10 protein-coding genes, 1 tRNA gene and 2 pseudogenes are annotated in these 17,360 nt (G+C 69.2%); 8 read left to right on the forward strand and 5 right to left on the reverse strand.

The features are described from left to right. Positions 1 to 34: 34 nt before the first annotated feature. Both uvrB and K9U37_RS11765 read left to right on the forward strand, forming a co-directional pair. On the forward strand, positions 35 to 2,194 hold the full coding sequence (gene uvrB / locus K9U37_RS11760; protein WP_243071840.1) for an excinuclease ABC subunit UvrB: 2,160 nt from the start codon (positions 35 to 37) through the stop codon (positions 2,192 to 2,194). A 52-nt stretch (positions 2,195 to 2,246) separates the two neighbouring features. Then, complete coding sequence (locus K9U37_RS11765) at positions 2,247 to 3,650, forward strand: MFS transporter (RefSeq protein ID WP_243071841.1); 1,404 nt, start codon at positions 2,247 to 2,249, stop codon at positions 3,648 to 3,650. On the opposite strand, the pseudogene K9U37_RS11770 reads toward K9U37_RS11765, so the two are convergent. Together K9U37_RS11770 and K9U37_RS11775 are read right to left on the reverse strand one after the other, a co-directional pair. Further along, a pseudogene (locus tag K9U37_RS11770) lies at positions 3,647 to 4,738 on the reverse strand (IS630 family transposase). The gene K9U37_RS11765 and the pseudogene K9U37_RS11770 sit on opposite strands and share 4 nt — an antisense overlap. Before the next feature lie 96 nt (positions 4,739 to 4,834). Further along, on the reverse strand, positions 4,835 to 6,463 hold the full coding sequence (locus K9U37_RS11775; RefSeq protein WP_243071842.1) for a sensor domain-containing diguanylate cyclase: 1,629 nt from the start codon (positions 6,461 to 6,463) through the stop codon (positions 4,835 to 4,837). Positions 6,464 to 6,666: 203 nt separating this feature from the next. Between K9U37_RS11775 and K9U37_RS11780 the strand changes: the two genes are divergently transcribed. After that, the gene (locus tag K9U37_RS11780; protein WP_243071843.1) at positions 6,667 to 7,815 is read left to right on the forward strand and encodes a beta-ketoacyl synthase N-terminal-like domain-containing protein; all 1,149 of its coding nucleotides are present in this window, start codon (positions 6,667 to 6,669) and stop codon (positions 7,813 to 7,815) included. A 541-nt stretch (positions 7,816 to 8,356) separates the two neighbouring features. After that, positions 8,357 to 8,491: a hypothetical protein gene (locus tag K9U37_RS20035; RefSeq protein WP_272888032.1), complete on the forward strand. Its 135-nt coding sequence runs from the start codon at positions 8,357 to 8,359 to the stop codon at positions 8,489 to 8,491. 568 nt (positions 8,492 to 9,059) lie between these two features. Here the strand turns inward: K9U37_RS20035 and K9U37_RS11785 are convergent. Continuing rightward, positions 9,060 to 9,358 (reverse strand): annotated as a pseudogene (locus tag K9U37_RS11785) (MgtC/SapB family protein); the annotation flags it as partial. Between the two features lie 96 nt (positions 9,359 to 9,454). Here K9U37_RS11785 and K9U37_RS11790 point away from each other — a divergent pair. Further along, positions 9,455 to 9,528, forward strand: a tRNA-Cys gene (locus K9U37_RS11790). Positions 9,529 to 9,803: 275 nt separating this feature from the next. Beyond that, complete coding sequence (locus tag K9U37_RS11795; protein WP_243071844.1) at positions 9,804 to 12,977, forward strand: hypothetical protein; 3,174 nt, start codon at positions 9,804 to 9,806, stop codon at positions 12,975 to 12,977. 184 nt (positions 12,978 to 13,161) lie between these two features. Here the strand turns inward: K9U37_RS11795 and K9U37_RS11800 are convergent, their stop codons facing one another. After that, the gene (locus K9U37_RS11800; protein ID WP_243071845.1) at positions 13,162 to 14,709 is read right to left on the reverse strand and encodes a glycosyltransferase family 39 protein; all 1,548 of its coding nucleotides are present in this window, start codon (positions 14,707 to 14,709) and stop codon (positions 13,162 to 13,164) included. Between the two features lie 263 nt (positions 14,710 to 14,972). On the opposite strand from K9U37_RS11800, the gene K9U37_RS11805 reads away from it, so the two are divergent. Beyond that, a complete protein-coding gene (locus tag K9U37_RS11805) occupies positions 14,973 to 15,419 on the forward strand; it encodes a universal stress protein (RefSeq protein WP_243071846.1) in 447 nt (148 codons plus the stop codon). A gap of 28 nt (positions 15,420 to 15,447) precedes the next feature. Further along, positions 15,448 to 16,470 (forward strand): magnesium transporter CorA family protein, encoded by a 1,023-nt coding sequence (locus K9U37_RS11810; protein WP_243071847.1) that lies wholly within the window; start codon positions 15,448 to 15,450, stop codon positions 16,468 to 16,470. 149 nt (positions 16,471 to 16,619) lie between these two features. On the opposite strand, the gene K9U37_RS11815 is transcribed toward K9U37_RS11810, so the two are convergent. Continuing rightward, positions 16,620 to 17,297 carry an MBL fold metallo-hydrolase gene (locus tag K9U37_RS11815; RefSeq protein ID WP_243071848.1) on the reverse strand — a complete coding sequence of 226 codons (678 nt, stop codon included), beginning with the start codon at positions 17,295 to 17,297 and terminating at the stop codon, positions 16,620 to 16,622. Positions 17,298 to 17,360: the final 63 nt, after the last annotated feature.

The raw sequence follows: 17,360 nt of genomic DNA on the forward strand, positions 1-17,360 counted from the left end.
AACGAATGTCGGTGGCGGCGCTTAACCTGGACAGATGGCATTCGCTACCGAACACCCAGTCGTTGCGCACTCGGAGTACCGCGCGGTGGAGGACGTGGTGCGCGCGGGCGCGCGGTTCGAGGTGGTCAGCCCGCACCAGCCGGCCGGCGATCAGCCGGCCGCCATCGACGAACTGGAACGCCGGATCCGGGCGGGGGAGCGCGACGTGGTGCTGCTGGGGGCCACCGGCACCGGCAAGTCGGCCACCACGGCGTGGCTCATCGAACGGCTGCAGCGGCCCGCCCTGGTGATGGCGCCGAACAAGACGCTGGCCGCCCAGCTCGCCCACGAGTTGCGAGATATGTTGCCGCACAACGCAGTCGAGTACTTCGTCAGCTACTACGACTACTACCAGCCCGAGGCGTACATCGCCCAGACCGATACCTACATCGAGAAGGACAGTTCGATCAACGACGACGTCGAACGCCTCCGGCATTCGGCGACGTCACGCCTGCTGTCACGGCGCGACGTGGTCGTGGTCGCGTCGGTGTCGTGCATCTACGGCCTGGGTACCCCGCAGTCCTACCTGGACCGTTCGGTCGAGTTGCAGGTGGGCAGCGAGGTGCCGCGCGACGGGCTGCTGCGGCTGCTGGTCGACGTGCAGTACAGCCGCAACGACATGTCCTTCACCCGCGGGTCGTTCCGCGTGCGCGGCGACACCGTCGAGATCATCCCCTCCTACGAGGAATTGGCCGTTCGCATCGAATACTTCGGCGACGAGATCGAGGCGTTGTATTACCTGCACCCGCTGACCGGGGACGTGGTCCGCAAGGTCGACTCGGTGCGGATCTTCCCGGCCACCCACTACGTGGCCGGCCCGGAGCGGATGGCGCAGGCCATCTCGACCATCGAGCAGGAGCTCGCCGAGCGGCTGGCTGAACTGGAGAACCAGGGCAAGCTGCTGGAAGCGCAGCGGCTGCGGATGCGCACCAACTACGACATCGAGATGATGCGTCAGGTCGGCTTCTGCTCAGGTATCGAGAACTACTCGCGGCACATCGACGGCCGGCCGGCGGGCTCGGCGCCGGCGACGCTGCTGGACTATTTCCCCGAGGACTTCCTGATGGTCATCGACGAGTCGCACGTCACCGTGCCGCAGATCGGCGGCATGTTCGAGGGCGACATGTCCCGCAAGCGCAACCTGGTGGAGTACGGCTTCCGGCTGCCCTCGGCGGTCGACAACCGCCCGCTGACCTGGGAGGAGTTCGCCGATCGCGTCGGGCAGACGGTGTATCTGTCGGCCACCCCGGGACCGTACGAGCTCAGCCAGACCGGCGGCGAGTTCGTCGAGCAGGTGATCCGCCCGACCGGCCTGGTAGACCCCAAGGTGGTGGTCAAGCCGACGAAGGGCCAGATCGACGACCTGATCGGCGAGATCCGGGCCCGCGCCGAGCGCGACGAGCGGGTGCTGGTGACGACGCTGACCAAGAAGATGGCCGAGGACCTCACCGACTACCTGCTCGAGATGGGCATCCGGGTGCGGTATGTGCACTCCGAGGTGGACACGCTGCGCCGTGTCGAGCTGCTGCGTCAGCTGCGGCTCGGGGAGTACGACGTGCTGGTCGGCATCAACCTGCTCCGCGAGGGCCTTGACCTTCCCGAGGTGTCGCTGGTGTCCATCCTCGACGCCGACAAGGAGGGCTTCCTGCGGTCCACCCGAAGCCTGATCCAGACCATCGGTCGTGCGGCTCGCAACGTGTCCGGTGAGGTGCACATGTACGCGGACAACATCACCGACTCGATGAAAGAGGCCATCGACGAGACCGAGCGTCGACGCGCCAAGCAGATCGCCTACAACGAAGAGCGCGGGATCGACCCGCAACCGTTGCGCAAGAAGATCGCCGACATCCTCGACCAGGTGTACCGGGAGGCCGACGACACCGAAGCCGTCGAGATCGGCGGATCGGGACGCAACTCGTCGAGGGGCCGACGCGCGCAAGGCGAACCGGGCCGGGTCGTCAGCGCTGGCAGCATCGAGGGCCGCGACACCGCGAACATGCCGCGCGCCGAACTGGCCGATCTGATCAAGGACCTGACGGCGCAGATGATGGCCGCCGCACGGGACCTGCAGTTCGAGCTGGCAGCCCGAATCCGCGACGAGATCGCCGATTTGAAGAAGGAACTTCGCGGCATGGATGCCGCGGGCCTGAAGTAGGAGCGGCACCGGGCTTGAGCTCAATCGCGGTTGAGCCTCTACGGTGATGCACGTGACCCGGACGACGGCATCGGCGGCGGGCAGCTGGCGCGAGCTGCTGGGCGACTACGGCGGTGCCACAACCGTGTTGGCCGGCGGGGTGGCGATCTATGCCACCAACGAGTTCATCACGATGAGCCTGCTGCCCAGCGCCGTCGCCGATATCGGCGGTGAGCGGTTCTACACCTGGGTGACGACCGTGTACCTGGTGTCGTCGGTGGTCGCGGCGACGACGGTGGGCCCGGTACTCACCCGGTTCGGGCCGCGATGGTCCTATCTGGGCGCCCTGCTGTCGTTCAGCGTGGGCAGTGCACTGTGCACGTTGGCGCCGACCATGCAGCTGCTGCTGGTCGGTCGGGTGGTGCAGGGCCTGGCCGGTGGCCTGCTCGCCGGGCTCGGCTACGCAGTGATCGGCGCCGCGCTGCCAGATCGACTGTGGACCAGGGCGTCGGCGGCGGTGTCGGCCATGTGGGGGATCGGCACGCTCATCGGCCCGACCGCGGGTGGACTGTTCGCTCAATTCGGTTTATGGAGAGGCGGATTCGGGCTTCTCGCGGCGCTTGCGGTGGCGATGAGTCTGCTGGTGCCGATCGCGCTGCCTGCGCGGGTCCCAGCCTCCGACACGGGCTCGGCCGGCCCGCGGATCCCCGTCTGGTCGTTGCTGTTGCTGGGCTCGGCGGCGCTGGTGGTGAGCGTGGCGGCGATTCCCCGCAATACTGCGGTCACCGGGGGCCTGCTGGCCTTCAGTGTGGCGTTGGTGCTGGCGTTCATGGTCGTCGACCGGCGGGCCGGCACCGCGGTGTTGCCGCGCAGCGCATTCGGGCCCGGCCCGATGAAATGGATTTACGCCACCCTGGGTCTGCTGATGGCCGCGACGATGGGCGACATGTATGTCCCGCTGTTCGGCCAGCGGCTCGGGGCGCTGGCCCCGGTGGTCGCGGGCTTCTTGGGCGCGGCCTTGTCGGTGGGCTGGACGGTTGGGGAGATCGCGAGCGCGTCGGTCACCGACGTCCGCGCCACGGTCCGGTTGGTGACGGTGGCGCCGCCGGTGATGGCCGTCGGTCTGACCGTGGCCGCATTATCCCAAAAAGACGGCGCCTCAACGGGATACGTTGTCATCTGGGCGGTCGCGCTGGCGATCACCGGAGCGGGCATCGGGATCGCGTGGCCGCATCTGTCGGCGTGGGCGATGGGTGCTGTGCAGGACGCCCCTGCCGAGCAGGCGGTGGCCGCCGCGGCGATCAACACCGTGCAGTTGGTGTGCGGCGCGTTCGGCGCGGGACTTGCGGGCGTGGTGGTGAACCTGCGCGACTCGCCCGACGCCGCGGCGGGACGGTGGATGTTCGGGGTGTTCGCGGCATTCGCCGTGGTCGGCGTCGTGGCGTCCTACCGGTCGGGACGGGGCCAGGCTCACTAGTGTCCCGCGTCAGTAATTCGTTTCATTAATAGTCCGAGTGATTTGAGGATCTGCTCGGCGGTCTTGGTCCAGATGAATGGTTTCGGGTTCTCGTTCCAGGCGGCGACCCAGGTGCGGATGTCGCGTTCGAGGGCCTGCACGCTGTGGTGGTCGCCGCGTTCGACGAGTTGTCGGGTGAGTTCGGCGAACCACCGTTGCACCTGGTTGATCCAGCTGGAATAGGTCGGCGTGAAGTGCATGTGGAAGCGGGGGTGGCGGTCGAGCCAGGTTTGCACGGTGGGCGCCTTGTGCGTGCCGTAGTTGTCGCAGACCAGGTGGATGTCGAGATGGTCGGGGACCTCGGTGTCGATCTTGGCGAGGAACCTGCGGAATTCGATCGCGCGGTGGCGGCGGTGCAGCGAAGAGATCACGGTGCCCTCGCCGATGTCGAAGGCGGCGAACAGGCTGGTGGTGCCGTGCCGGACGTAGTCGTGGGTGCGTTTCTCGGGCATGCCCGGCATCATCGGGAACGCCGGTTGGCTGCGGGCCAGGGCCTGGATCTGGGACTTCTCGTCCACCGACAACACCACCGCGGCCTCGGGCGGGTCGAGGTAGAGCCCGACAATGTCATAGACCTTCTCCACGAACAGCGGGTCGTTGGACAGCTTGAAGTGCTCGCTGCGATGGGGCTGCAGCTCAAAGGCCTTCCAGATCCGCCCAATGGTGGACTTCGACAGCCCGGCGCGTTCGGCCATCGATGTGCGCGACCAGTGCGTGGCGTGGGCGGGGACCGATTCCAAGGTGGCCACCACCACGTCCTCGACCTGCTCAGCGGTCACCGACGCCGGCCGGCCCGGCCGCGGGTCATCGACCAGCCCGTCCAACCTCGCCTCGACGAACCGGCGCCGCCACTTCCCGACTGTCGGCTGCGATACCCGCTCCCGGGCCGCGACCTCCTTGTTCGACAGCCCATCCGCACAGCCCAGCACGATCCGCGACCGCAACGCCAGCGCCTGCGAGGACTAGCGCCGCCGCGCCCACCGCGTCAGCGTCTGGCGCTCCTCGTCGCTCAACACCAGCTCCGCCATCGGTCTCCCGCGTGCCGCCATAAGCGAATCATCGCACAGCACAACCTGATTCACCGCGGGGGAACCCCTCCGGTCCATATCCATTACAATTATGTAACGAACTTCAGGCGCAGGACACTAGTGGTCGGCGTAGTGGGTGGCGGCGCGGTGCGTCTTGGCCTTGTACATCGCGGCGTCGGCGTCGCGCAGAATCCGCGCCGTATCGCGGGGATCTCCTGGCCCCACTTCGGCCACCCCGATGCTCGCGGTGATGCGGCAAAGTGTTCCGGCCACGTCCATTGGCATGGCGAGTGCGGCGTGGAGTCGGTCGGTCAGCCGCTTCATCGCGGAGCGGTCGAGATGGCCGAACAGCAGGGCGACGAATTCGTCGCCGCCGAGGCGGGCCAGGAAGTCCTCGGTGCGCAACGTGGAGCGCAATCGCTGAGCGGCGACCGTGATCACCGTGTCACCGGCGTGGTGGCCGAAGGCATCGTTGATGGTCTTGACGTTGTCGAGGTCGACGAACATCACCGCGCCCAGCGTCGGCGGCTCGGCCTGCAGTGCACGTGATAGCTGCGCCTCGGCATACGCCCGGTTGGGCAAGCCGGTGAGCGCATCGTGACGAGCCTGGTGGCTGAGCTGAATTTGTGCGGTGCGCTGCTCGGTGACGTCGGTGAAGGAGAGAAGCACCCCCGACTGTCGGCTCCCGCCGGGATCGAGCAGACGACAGCAGACGGAGAGCCACCGGCGCGTCCCGTCGGGCCGGTCATGGCCAACTATCTCGTTTCGGATCGCAACGCCGCTATTCGTGGTCTTGGCGATGGGCCGTCGGTCGCCGCCGATCGGGGTGCCGTCAATGTCGCACAGCGGAGATAGGGCGGTCAGGGTGGCGTAATTTGGCACCGTGCCGTCGGGCGGGAATCCGAGGTAGTGGCGGGCGGCGGGATTGACCCATTCGGGCCGACCGTGTGAGTCGAACACCACCACCCCGTCGTCGAGGGAATCCACGATGGTCTGGAATCGCGCTTCGGCGCGTCGTAGCGCCGTGTGATCCGAGCACACGACGACGTAGCCATCGTCCATGCCGCCGACGGCCACCCGAATGTTGAGCTCCGTCCCGTCGGCGGCGTAGTGGGTGGCGTGCTCGACCCCGCCGCCCGCGGCGATCACGGCGGGGTCGAGGGCGGCGCCGACCGCCTCGCTGATCGGCACCGCCAGCGCGCGTGCGGCCGAGCGTTGGTAGATGGTTTCGGCGGCCTGGTTCCAACTGGTGACGGTGCCGGCAAACGAAGTGGCGATGATCGCATCGGTGGCGTGCGTAACCAAGGCCGCTTGGTAACGCAGCGTTGCCTGGGCAGCCTTGATCAGGGTCAGGTCCCGGAAGATAACCTGGTAGGCGGGTTTGCCATCCCAGCTGGTCAACACGGAGACGACCTCGGCGTCCACGGGGCTGCCGTCCAGGCGCAGCATCACCGCCTCCGACGGTTCAGTGCTGTCGCCCGCCCGCTGCAGAATGGCGATGCGGGCCAGCATCGCAGCGACGGAATCAGGGTGCACGAAGTCGGTGATCAAATGTCCCAGCACGTCATCGGCGTGCCGCGCGCCGATGCCCCGCACGCCCGCGGGATTGACGTAAACGACGCGTCCGTCGGCGTGCACGCACATCGGGTCGGGGCTGTGCTCCAGCAGCTCCCGATACCGCCGCTCGGCGGGATCAGGCGGCACAGAAACGTTGCCCGCACCCATGTCGCCGGGTCCAGCAGCCATCAACAGGCCCCCAATCGCGAATTTGCTGGCGACCCGCCAGCTTAGCCGCGGCAGTACTGGTAACCACACTGCCTACTGCGAGACCCCATGGTCCCTGACCCCATGGTGCCTGGTCAATTGCCGGGCGGTCGGCGTTAATCGAAGGTGGTCGCCCACTGCGGGCGCCAGAAATAGGAAGGCAACACATGATGATTTCAGCACCGATGACGATCACTGGGATCGGGGCCGTGACGGGCTACGGCTGGGGAACCCCGCCGCTGTGGGACGGACTGCTCAGCGGCAAACCTGCCGCGAGGCTGGTCGCCGGATTCGGCCGCAGCAGCGAGGAGAACGTGTGGCTGGCGCGCATCTCCGACGACGGTGACCCGTGCGATGGCCTGAGCCGGTTCGCCCGTGCTATGCGCGGAGCGGCCCGCGAAGCGATCACCGACGCCGCCGCACGCGGCTGGAGGCCCGGGCGACGGGTCGGCCTGTTACACGCGGTGGTGATCTCGGAAGTGCAGGGCTGGCGCGACTTCTACCTCAAGGATGCTGCGCACCGGCGGATACGGGACTATCTGACGCTGATGCCGTCCACCCCCGTGTCGATGCTGATGCAGGAGTACGACTTTCATGGGCCGGCGATGAACGTCTCGGCGATGTGCTCCTCGGGCAACGCCGGGCTGATCACCGCGAAGATGTGGCTGGACAGCGGGTTCGTCGACGACGTCGTGTTCGTCTCCACCGACCTGTCGCTGACACCGGAGAACGTGGAGCACTTCGTGCGCCTCGGCGTCGGGGTCGTGGACACCGAACCGCTGGACGCGTGCCGGCCCTTCCAGGAGGGCAGCCGCGGATTCCCCGCCGGTGAGGCCGCGATCTCCTTCGTGCTGTCCCAACGGACCGATCGCGCCTACGTCCGGGTGCTCGGTGGGGACATGACCCACGATGCCCATCACCTGACCTCGGTCGACCCCGCCCGCACACAGGTCGACCTCTGCGTGCTCAACGCGCTGCACGCGGCGAACACCTCCGTCGACGAGGTCACCTACCTCAACGCCCACGGACCCGGCACCCAACAGTGCGACACCGCCGAAGCCGGACTCGTCGACGACGTCCTGCACGGAAGACCCGGCATCTACTCCATCAAGCAGATGGTCGGGCACTGCCAGGGCGCGGCCGCGGCCGTCGAACTCGCCGCCGCCGCCTTGGGCTACGCGCACCACGTCGTGCCAGCGCCGCCGACCGTCGCACCAGGTCATCGACGCCTGCTGGACGGACCCACACCGATGCGCGCGGGGGCGGTAACGCTGAAGACCTCCCTGGGCATGGGCGGACACAACTCGGCGGTGGTCCTGGCACCGGCAGCCTGAACCCGCCGACGTCCGCCAACGATGCCGGACGTCGGCAGCGGCGGCCTCGCCACGGTCCCCTCGGACGCGTAATCCGAGGGGACCGTCAGGCGCCCGGCCGCGGGGACTGCATCATGTCGAACAATCGGTGGCGTGTGGTGCCCGTTACTGGCCGGGCATTGTCGGGGCCGGTCGGGACGTGTTCGCCACCTCGGTCGTGACCGGATTCATGCCCGCCATCGCAGCAACTGGGCCAGCTGACCGGCTGACCAGCTCTGCGAGCTGGGCTAGCGGTGGGCTCGCGGCCCCGGCATCATCGGCCGACAGAAGTGGCCACGGCCGGGGCGCGATCCTACGATGCGCACGAGGTGACTCGTACCCCCGTCGGCTGGGCGGTCCACGAGCATTGATGCAGGTGAAATGGGGCCGCTAGCTCGACACCGGGGCTAGCTCGGGCTAGCTCGACAGGGAGATAGTGAGTCATCGACTTGCCGGGCGGCGCATCGAGAGACGGTCGTCTGGAGGCGGTTCCGGTCCAGCGCCGCTGGCTCGGCGGTGGTGGGTGCTGGCCATCATCGGGGTCGCGCAGCTGATCGTGGTGGTGGTGATCGACATCACCATCGTCAACATCACCCCTGCCGTCCCGGCTGGCGACGTCGAATCCAAGCTCGCCTTGGGCTCACATCTGTTTTGCTAGGAACTCCGCCGAACGCACGGATACCACGCGTCCGTCACACTGAGTGAGAGCTCCGCGAGAACGTCACGAACGCAGATCACCCGGGGAGCTAATACGTCTCGTCAAAGTGAGCCCCGGATAGGTCAAGGTGAGCCCCGGATAGATGGATTGCGGTACCGGGGTGCAGGAGCTGGCCGCTGGGAAGCGGCAGGCGGCGACCCAGGGCACTTGATCGGTCGCATGAACACCGCCGCTCCCGGGATATAGGCTGCACCCTCCCCGGCCGAGTCTTGCGCATGTGGAACGTGGAAACCCCGCCCCGGTCCGGGCAGTGTCTCGGTGAGTCGACCGTGAGGAAGACCGAACTCCTGGGCCGACCGCTGAAGGAGACGGTATGCACGGCACGGTTTCCTGTTGCCTTAGCAGCAGGGACGCGGTGATTCCACCCAGGTGCGAGTACGTTTTGCGGCGCCGATCTGCCGAGCTTCACTCGGACTATTAATGAAACGAATTACTGACGCGGGACACCAGTCGTCCTTGTCGTCGATGCGGCGAACGCCGGTGACGCTCGCGACCGCGATGGGCGGGGTGAGTCCCAGGACGATCGCCCGTGCACCGCTCCCAGGCGGGTGATGATCAGGCCGGCGCCGAGAAAGCCGATGCCGGAGACGATCTGCGCGGCGACGCGGGACGGGTCACATCAGGATCAGGGCGGCCCGCCGTGCCCACGATCGTCTGAGTGCGCACTCCGGCGCTTTCGCCGTGGATCTCCCGCTCCAGCCCGATGAGGGCGGTTGGTCCGAATGCGATCAGTAGCTCGACGATCTGTCGGCCGCCCTGCCCGGGCCCGCCGAGTAGGGATGGGTCAGCGACCAACCCTGTCTGCATGCCGAGACGGTATTCGCCGGACTTCGTCCAGCTAGCGATCATGCTGAGTCAAACGCTGTGTGCGACCGGCTCGTGCTGGAATCGTGACCGAGCGATGCGGGTGTGGCTGAGTGGCTAGGCACCGGCCTGCAAAGCCGTTTACACGGGTTCGAATCCCGTCACTCGCTCCATGTCCCGCCCGCCCCCGAAGCCTCGGGGGCGGGCGGGGTAACCGCGGCAACACTGGTTTGCAACAGTTCGGTAACCCCCCGAAGTGCGCCACCGCCCTTTACTTACACGCCTGTAGTTTTCCCGTCAGACCTCACCACAGAACGGGGGAACCATGTCTCGGACCACCGATCGCTTAGCGGCTGTCACCGCTATGGCGACTGCGGGGCTTTTCTGGACTGCGCCGCTGTTCAGTCCCCGCGCGGCTGCTGATCTGGGCAGCCCTGGTGTGCCGTGCGTGAGCATCCTGCAGCAGGTCGCCGCGAGTCCGCCGAACCTCCAGGAAGGGGTCCCGGGCCCCGCCGCCTCGATCTTCACCAACAGCCCCCCGACGGTCGGCGGCCCGATTCCCCCCGCGACCGCTCCCGGTGCGATCAAGGTCCCGCCTGCTGCGGTGCCAGGCGCAGCCGGAACCCACTCCGTGGCGAGCGCGGCCGTGCCGCCGGCCTCGGTCCCCGGCGCCCCGGGCGCCGGTGTCGTCGGTGGTGTGCCGACCCCGCCGGCTGCCGTGCCGGGCGTGCCGGGCGCCGGTGTCGTCGGTGGCGGAACCGCCTCGCCGCCTGCAGCGATCCCCGGCACTCCGCCCGGCGGCACGGTGGGTGGGTTGACCACTCCGCCGGCCGCTGCTCCCGGCGCTCCGCCGGGAGGTGTCGTCGGTGGTGTGCCGACTCCGCCGGCTGCCGTGCCGGGCGCCGGTGTCGGTGGCGGAACCGCCACACCGCCTGCAGCGATCCCCGGCACTCCGCCGGGAGGTGTCGTCGGTGGTGTGCCAACTCCACCCGGTGGTGTCGTGGCGCCGCCTGCCGGCGGCGTCGGAGGCGCCCCGATCGCCGATGCTGCGGGTGCGCTTCCGCCTGCGGCTGCGGCGCCTGTTGGCGCCCCGATCGCGGACGCCGCGGCCAGCCTGCAGGCCGGCGCCGAGTTGGGCGCCGCCGGTGGCGAAGCCGGCGCTGCCGGCGCTGGGGGTGCAGGCGCTGGAGCCGGGGCTGTCGGCACCCCCGTCGCCGACGCCGCCGGCGCGTTGGGTGCCGGAGTGCCGGGTGCCCCGATCGCCGACGCGGCCGGTGCCGCAGCTGGGGGTGCAGGCGCTGGAGCCGGGGCTGTCGGCGCCCCCGTCGCCGACGCCGCCGCTGCCGCCGGCGCGTTGGGTGCCGGAGTGCCGGGTGCCCCGATCGCCGACGCGGCCGGTGCGCTGCCCGCCCCGCCCGCAGGAGTTCCCGCTGCGCCCATCGCCGATGCCGCGGGCGCCGTTCCGGCCCCGCCCGCCGCGGTTCCCGGTGCACCCTTTCCCGGCGCGGCCGTCGCCCCGCCGGGACCGCCTGCCGCGGTTCCCGGGGCGCCTGTCGGCGGGGGAGTCGACGTTCCCCCCGGTCCGCCCGCCGCGGTGCCGGGCGTCCCGGCCGGTGGTGAGATAGTCACCCCGCCGGTGCCGCCAGCCGGTGTTCCCGGTGGTGTGGTGCCCGAGGCCGCGGCAATCCCGCCGGTGCCGCCAGCCGGTGTTCCCGGTGCGCCGGCCGGCGCGGTGGTCGACACCCCGACCGCCCCACCGGTCGAGGTTCCCGGCGCGGAGATCCCGGTGAACGTGGGCACGCCCGGTGCCCCGCCGGTCGGAGCCCCTGGTGCACCGGCGGCAGCGTCGGTCGAGACGCCGCCGCTGCCGCTGGCCGCTAATCCCGGCGCAGCCGTGAGTAATTCGGCCGCAACCTTGCCGCCGCCCCCGGTCTCCGTGCCCGGCGTCCCGCTCGGCGGTGGCACACTCAACGTCCCGGGAACGCCCCCGGTCACGCTGCCCGGTGTTCCCAGCGCCGCGTCGATTCCCGGCGTGAGCACCCCCGGCGCCGCGGTGCCCGGCACCCCCGGTGTCCCGGTTGCCCAAGGCGTGCCCGGTGTCCCCGGCGCGGCTCCCGGTGCTCCGGCCGCCGCGTCCGTCGAGGGTGTTCCGACCCCGCCCGCCGCCGTCCCCGGCGCTGTGGGTGGTCCGGTAGTTGAGGGCGCTCCCGGTGTGCCGGCGGCGGTGCCTGGTACTCCGGGTGCTCCGGTGGCTGAGGGTGTGCCGGGTGTGCCGGCGGCGGTGCCTGGTACTCCGGGTGCTCCGGTGGCTGAGGGTGTGCCGGCGGCGGTTCCCGGCGGCCCAGGTGGTGGTGGCGGCGCTGGTCTGCCGACTCCGCCCGCGGCGGTGCGGGGCGGCCCGGTCGGCGGTGGCGGTGGCGCGGGTGTCCCCGCGGCTGCAGGAGTTCCACCTGTCGCTGCGGGTGTCCCTGCGGCTGCAGGAGTTCCACCTGTCGCTGCGGGTGTCCCTGCGGCTGCAGGAGTTCCACCTGTCGCTGCGGGTGTCCCTGCGGCTGCCATCGCTGATGCCGCAGGCGCCGCAGCACCGGGCGCCGCCCTCTCGGACAGCTCCGGTCAACTGGCCGAGGCGGCACTCCCGGGTGCCGGTGCCGGAGCCGGTGGTGCCGGCGGTGCCGGTGCCGGAGCCGGTGATGCGGGTGCCGGAGCCGCTGGTGCGGGTGGCGCTGGTGCGGGTGGCGGAGCCGGTGGTGCTGGCGCTGCGGGTGCCCTCGGGGCGCCGGTCGCCGACGCCTCCGGAGTCGTCGGCCCGGCCGCCGGTGTTCCCGCCGAGGCGATTGCCCAGGCCGCGGCCGGTATCCCGGCCCCGCCGGCGGCGCTGCCCGCCGCTGCAGCCGGCGCGGGCGGTGCAGAAATCCCGACTCCTACCGCAGCTGTTCCCGGACTTCCCGGTGGTGGCGGCGGCGCCGGGCTGCCCTCGCCGCCTGCCGCGGTTCCCGGTGTTCCGGCTGTGGGCGCCGGTGCCGTCCCGCCGACCCCGCCCGGTGTGGTTCCCGGCGTTCCGGCTGTGGGCGCCGGTACCGTCCCGCCGACCCCACCCGGTGTGGTGCCCGGCGTGCCGGTTATGGGCACGGGTGCCGTCCCGCCGACTCCGCCGGCGCTGGTGTCGGGGGTTCCCGCGGTGAGCACCGGTGCTGTTCCGCCGACGCCCCCCGCGGCGGTCACCGGCAGCTCGATCGGCAACATCGACGCCTATCCGGCCGTCCCGCCGGGCGCTGTCGCGGGTGGACCGGGTGTCAACGCGGCCGCCAGCACGCCTGGTCTGCCCGGCCTGATCCCGGCCGCGCCCATCGCCGAGGCCGCCGGAACGCTGCCCACGCCACCTGCGCAGGTCATCCCCGCGCTGGCGCAGGGTGTCGCGACGCTGCTGTCACCACCGCAGCTCACGATCCCCGGCATTCCGGGCTTCGGGATCCCGCTGCCGACCACGATCTCCGCGCCGCACGACCTGCTGTGCGTGGGAACCGGGTGGTCGGCCACCAAGCCCGGCACGGTCTCCGGGCCGTCCGCGGGTGCGGTTCTCGGAGCGGATCTGCCGAAGGCCGGTCGCTGGTTCGAGAACTGAGCGGGCCTCGTCACCGGCGCCCTCGCCGAACACCGTCTGTTCGGCGTCGAGGTTGAGCCCGCAGCCGTGGCGCGTTCGTGCGGCCTCGGCGAGCTGGTCGAGATGATCGGTCTGCGGAACATACGCCGCGGCGCCCTCGGCGGTCATGCCCGTCGGCGTACCCGTCTTCGGATCCGCCGAAGCCTCACCGGATCGACTTGGTCACCTGGGCGAAGCTGAACTGCCAGCGCTCGACCGCCCGGAAGCCGAACCGGCTCGGCACCTGATAGGCCATCGCCCTGGCCAGCCGCGGTCCCGCCGGAATGTCGGAACCCTGTTGGTGGTCGGGCAGGGTGGGGTCGCGCTCAGAGACCGTCCAGATCGCCGGGCAGCCTGGCATCTTGTCCGCCCACGTCCAGATCGCAAGGTGGGCGTCCCACAACCGGTTTCGCTCGACGGCTGACAGTCCGCGGCCGTAGTCGTGGAGCTTGGCGAACGCGGCGGGCCGGGCGGCGATCAACGGTCGGATCGGTCCGGGCTTCCAGGAGGTCGAGTTGTCCATCACCAGGCAGTCACCGGGTTCCGCGTAGCGGGTGATGACGTCGGCCACCTGGCTGTAGTCCATGTGTTCTTTGGCGTAGGGGCCGCGCTGCGCCAGATAGTTCGGCGTCGCGGCGAAGGCGAACACCACCAGCAGGGCGGCGATTCCCGGACGGGACCGTCCAACTACAACGATGCACAGACCGAGCGGCAGCGCGATGGCGGGCGCCGTGAAGGACAGATACCGCGGGAAGTAGATCGGCTGATGCACCGCTGAGTACACGAGCAGGGCGGCCGTGGGAATCAGTATCCAGGCGGCGCTGACCGCGACCAACCGACCGGGACGCGGACCGGCGGTGTCGGCTGCCCGGGCGCGGAACAGCAATCCCGAGACGATTATCAGCCCGGCCAGGACGGCCACCGCGAGGGAATGGTCGAAGTACTGTTCCTGCAGGATCTTTCCGATGGTCTGTGCGTTGAGCCGCGAAATCCACCCGACTTGGAAAAGTTGGGTCTGAGTGAAGAGCAGGAATGGCGTCACGGCCGCGACCGCCATGACGGTGCCCGCCGCCCAACATATTCGCGCCCGGCGAGAGTCGGCGAGCACACCGACCACCACGGCGTGCACGCCGACGATCAGGACCACGAAGACGTTCAGCAGCGTCCCGGTGACCAGCATCGCGGCATAGCCGGTCCACCACCGCAACCGATTGCGGCGCACCGCGGCCACGCACAATACCGTCAGCCAGACACCGACCACCGTCGACAGCGCGTACGAACGTGTTTCGATGCCGGCCCACGTCACCCGTGGCAGCAGGGCGAACACCACGCCGGAGGCGACGGCAACCGAGCGGGTGGACAACTGGCGGCCGAGCACCACAACGCCGGCGGCCGCCACGCCCACGGCCACCGAACTGGCCAACCTCGACCAGAACTCGGTGGCCGGGAAGATCGCGAACCAGCCGTGCATGATCAGGTAGAACAGACCGTGGACGGCGTCGATGTTGCCCACCATCCGCCACAGTCCGGGCACCGTGCGAGTCGATGCCGAGATGGTGGCCGCCTCGTCGAACCACAGCGAAGGGCGGGCGGCTCCGGCAGCGCTGACCACGATGGCGAGGAACGCGACGGCGACGGCATCGAATTGCCGAGCGGGCTCGACTGACCCCCCGACGACGCCAGTGACCCGTTCTGGCCGATATGTGATGCTCACGCCGGTCGTCTCGAACCCCGTTCCGTTGGTGAGCAAAACGTTAACCCGCCGTGCTCTGCACCGCGCGGTGTGTGCGAAACGCGCGGTGTCGAGGTGAATTCGGTGCCAATTTCGATAAAGAGCAACGCTGTGCTCGCGCCGACAAAGTCATTGGGACGCGATCTGGATTTCCTGGAATAGCCACGTCAGGTGTATCGCGCGCTGGCGTGGTGCCGAGGCGTTACTGTTCCGATGGCGTCGCAATCGGAGACTGGAGGGTACGGATGGGCGGTTACAAGACCGTGGTCGTCGGCACGGACGGCTCGGATTCCTCGCTGCGTGCCGTCGACCGGGCGGGCCAACTGGCCTCCGATCCCGACGCGAAGGTCATCGTGGCGACCGCTTACTTTCCCGCCTCCGAGGACACTCGCGCCGCCGATCTCCTGAAGGACGAGGGCTACAAAGTGGCCGGCAACGCGCCCATTTACGCCATCCTCCGCGAGGCACGTGACCGTGCCAAGGCCGCCGGCGCGACCAACATCGAGGAACGCGCCGTCGTCGGCGCCCCCGTCGATGCTCTCGTCGAGCTGGCCGAAGAGGTCAACGCGGACCTGCTGGTCGTCGGCAACGTGGGTCTGAGCACCATCGCGGGCCGTCTGCTCGGATCGGTGCCGGCCAATGTCGCACGCCGCTCCAAGAGCGACGTGCTGATCGTGCATACCACGGGCTGATGACCGGGTCTCGGGTAAGACCTGACACGTGAGCGCGCCCTCGAACGCCGTCCGAACCCGGCTCTGGCTCGACGGTGAACTCAAGGCCGAAAACTTCCCCCTCTGCGACATTTCCGACCACCTCAACGAGGACGGCGCTCTGTTGTGGGTCGACCTGTGCAACCCCGACCATGACGTGCTCTGGCAACTGGCCGACGAACTCGGCTTCGACAAACACGCCATCGAGGACACCGTCGCCCACGCCGAGCGCACCAAGGCCACCCGCTATGCGACCCACACCTTCCTGACCGTCTACGCCACCGCGCTGGGCCCGCAGCTGGCCAACGACCTGGAGTCTCGGCTCCTCACCGCGCGGGTGTCGATCTTCGTGCTACACGGCGGGATCGTCACCGTGCGTCACGAAAACGACCCGCAGCGACCGGTTTTCGATGTCGAGGACGTCATCAGCCAGTGGGACGACAACGCCGATCTGCTTCGGCTGGGCAGTCCGGCACTGCTGCACGGGTTGCTCGATGGGATCGTCGACGGGCAGTTCGAGACCATCCAGGATCTCGACGACGCCATCGAGGCACTGGAAGACGAGCTGTTCGACGACCGCGCGCAGACCCGCAAAATCCAGCGCGACACCTATCGCCTGCGCAAGGAGCTCGTCGAGTTGCGGCGCATCGTGCTGCCCATGCGAGAGGTGATCAACACGATCATGCGCCGGCGTGCGGAGCGGGATGACGCCATCGAACTCGACAGCTGGTACGCCGACCTCTACGACCACGTCATCCGTGCGGCGGAATGGACGGAGTCGCTGCGCGACATGATCAGCACGGTGTTCGAGACGAACCTGTCCCTGCAGGACGCCCGGCTGAACACCATCATGAAGAAGCTCACCGGCTGGGCGGCCATCATCGCGGTTCCGACGGCGGTCACCGGCTGGTTCGGGCAGAACGTGCCGTACCCGGGTTTTCAGGATGCCGCGGGCGTGATCGCCAGCGCGGCGATCATCGTCGTGGTCTCGGGCCTGCTCTATCTGGCGTTCAAGCGGCGCGGCTGGATCTGAGCGCCCGCTCGTGGGGGCGGTGGGGATTCCGGGGCTGGCGTTACGGAAGTTGCACGAACACCGGTGGTTCTTCTCGTCCGACATATTGTCGCGTCTGCTGCCGCGCTCGCTCTAGGCGGCGTGCTGTCAGCCGGCGCCTGTCTGCGTTCTCACCAGCCGCGCTCGCGCCACTCCTGAAGATGCGGCCGCTCGGCGCCCAGCGTCGTGTCGTCCCCGTGACCCGGGTAGACCGCCGTCGCGTCGTCGTACACGTCGAACAGCCGGGTGCTGACATCGCCGAGCAGTTCCTCGAACGCGCCGGGCTCCCAAGTCTTGCCGACCCCACCAGGGAACAGGCAGTCACCGGTGAACAGCTGGGTCGCGGTTCGCTCGGCCGTCGGTCGCAGCGCCAGCGCCACCGAGCCGGGCGTGTGCCCGCGCAGATGGATCACGTCGAAGGTCAGCTCACCGACCGAGATTGTGTCGGCGTTGGCCAGGAAGCGGTCCGGCTTGACCGGAAGCGGGTCGGCGTCGAGCTGGTGCACGGCCGTCGGGGCGCCGGTGGCCCCGGCGACCGCCTCCAGCGCCTGCCAGTGGTCGAAGTGCTGATGGCTGGTCACGATCAGGGCCAGTTTGGGGGCGTACTCGCCCACCAGCTCGACGAGCAGTTCGGGGTTGTTGGCGGCGTCGATGAGCAGGGTTTCGCCCGTCGCGGAACAGGTCACCAGGTACACGTTGTTGTCCATCGGGCCGACCGACATCTTGATGATGGTCGCGCCCGGGAGCGTGCGCCGAGCCGCGGTCTGCGGTTCGACGTGCCCGGCGTAGGTGTCGTCGACGACTGTCATGGTCGCCACGTTACTTGTCGGGGGGTGCACATAGCATGGGGGTCGAGTGTGGGGTGCGCGGAA

It is taken from the genome of Candidatus Mycolicibacterium alkanivorans (assembly GCF_022760805.1).
GTDB classification, from domain to species: domain Bacteria; phylum Actinomycetota; class Actinomycetes; order Mycobacteriales; family Mycobacteriaceae; genus Mycobacterium; species Mycobacterium alkanivorans.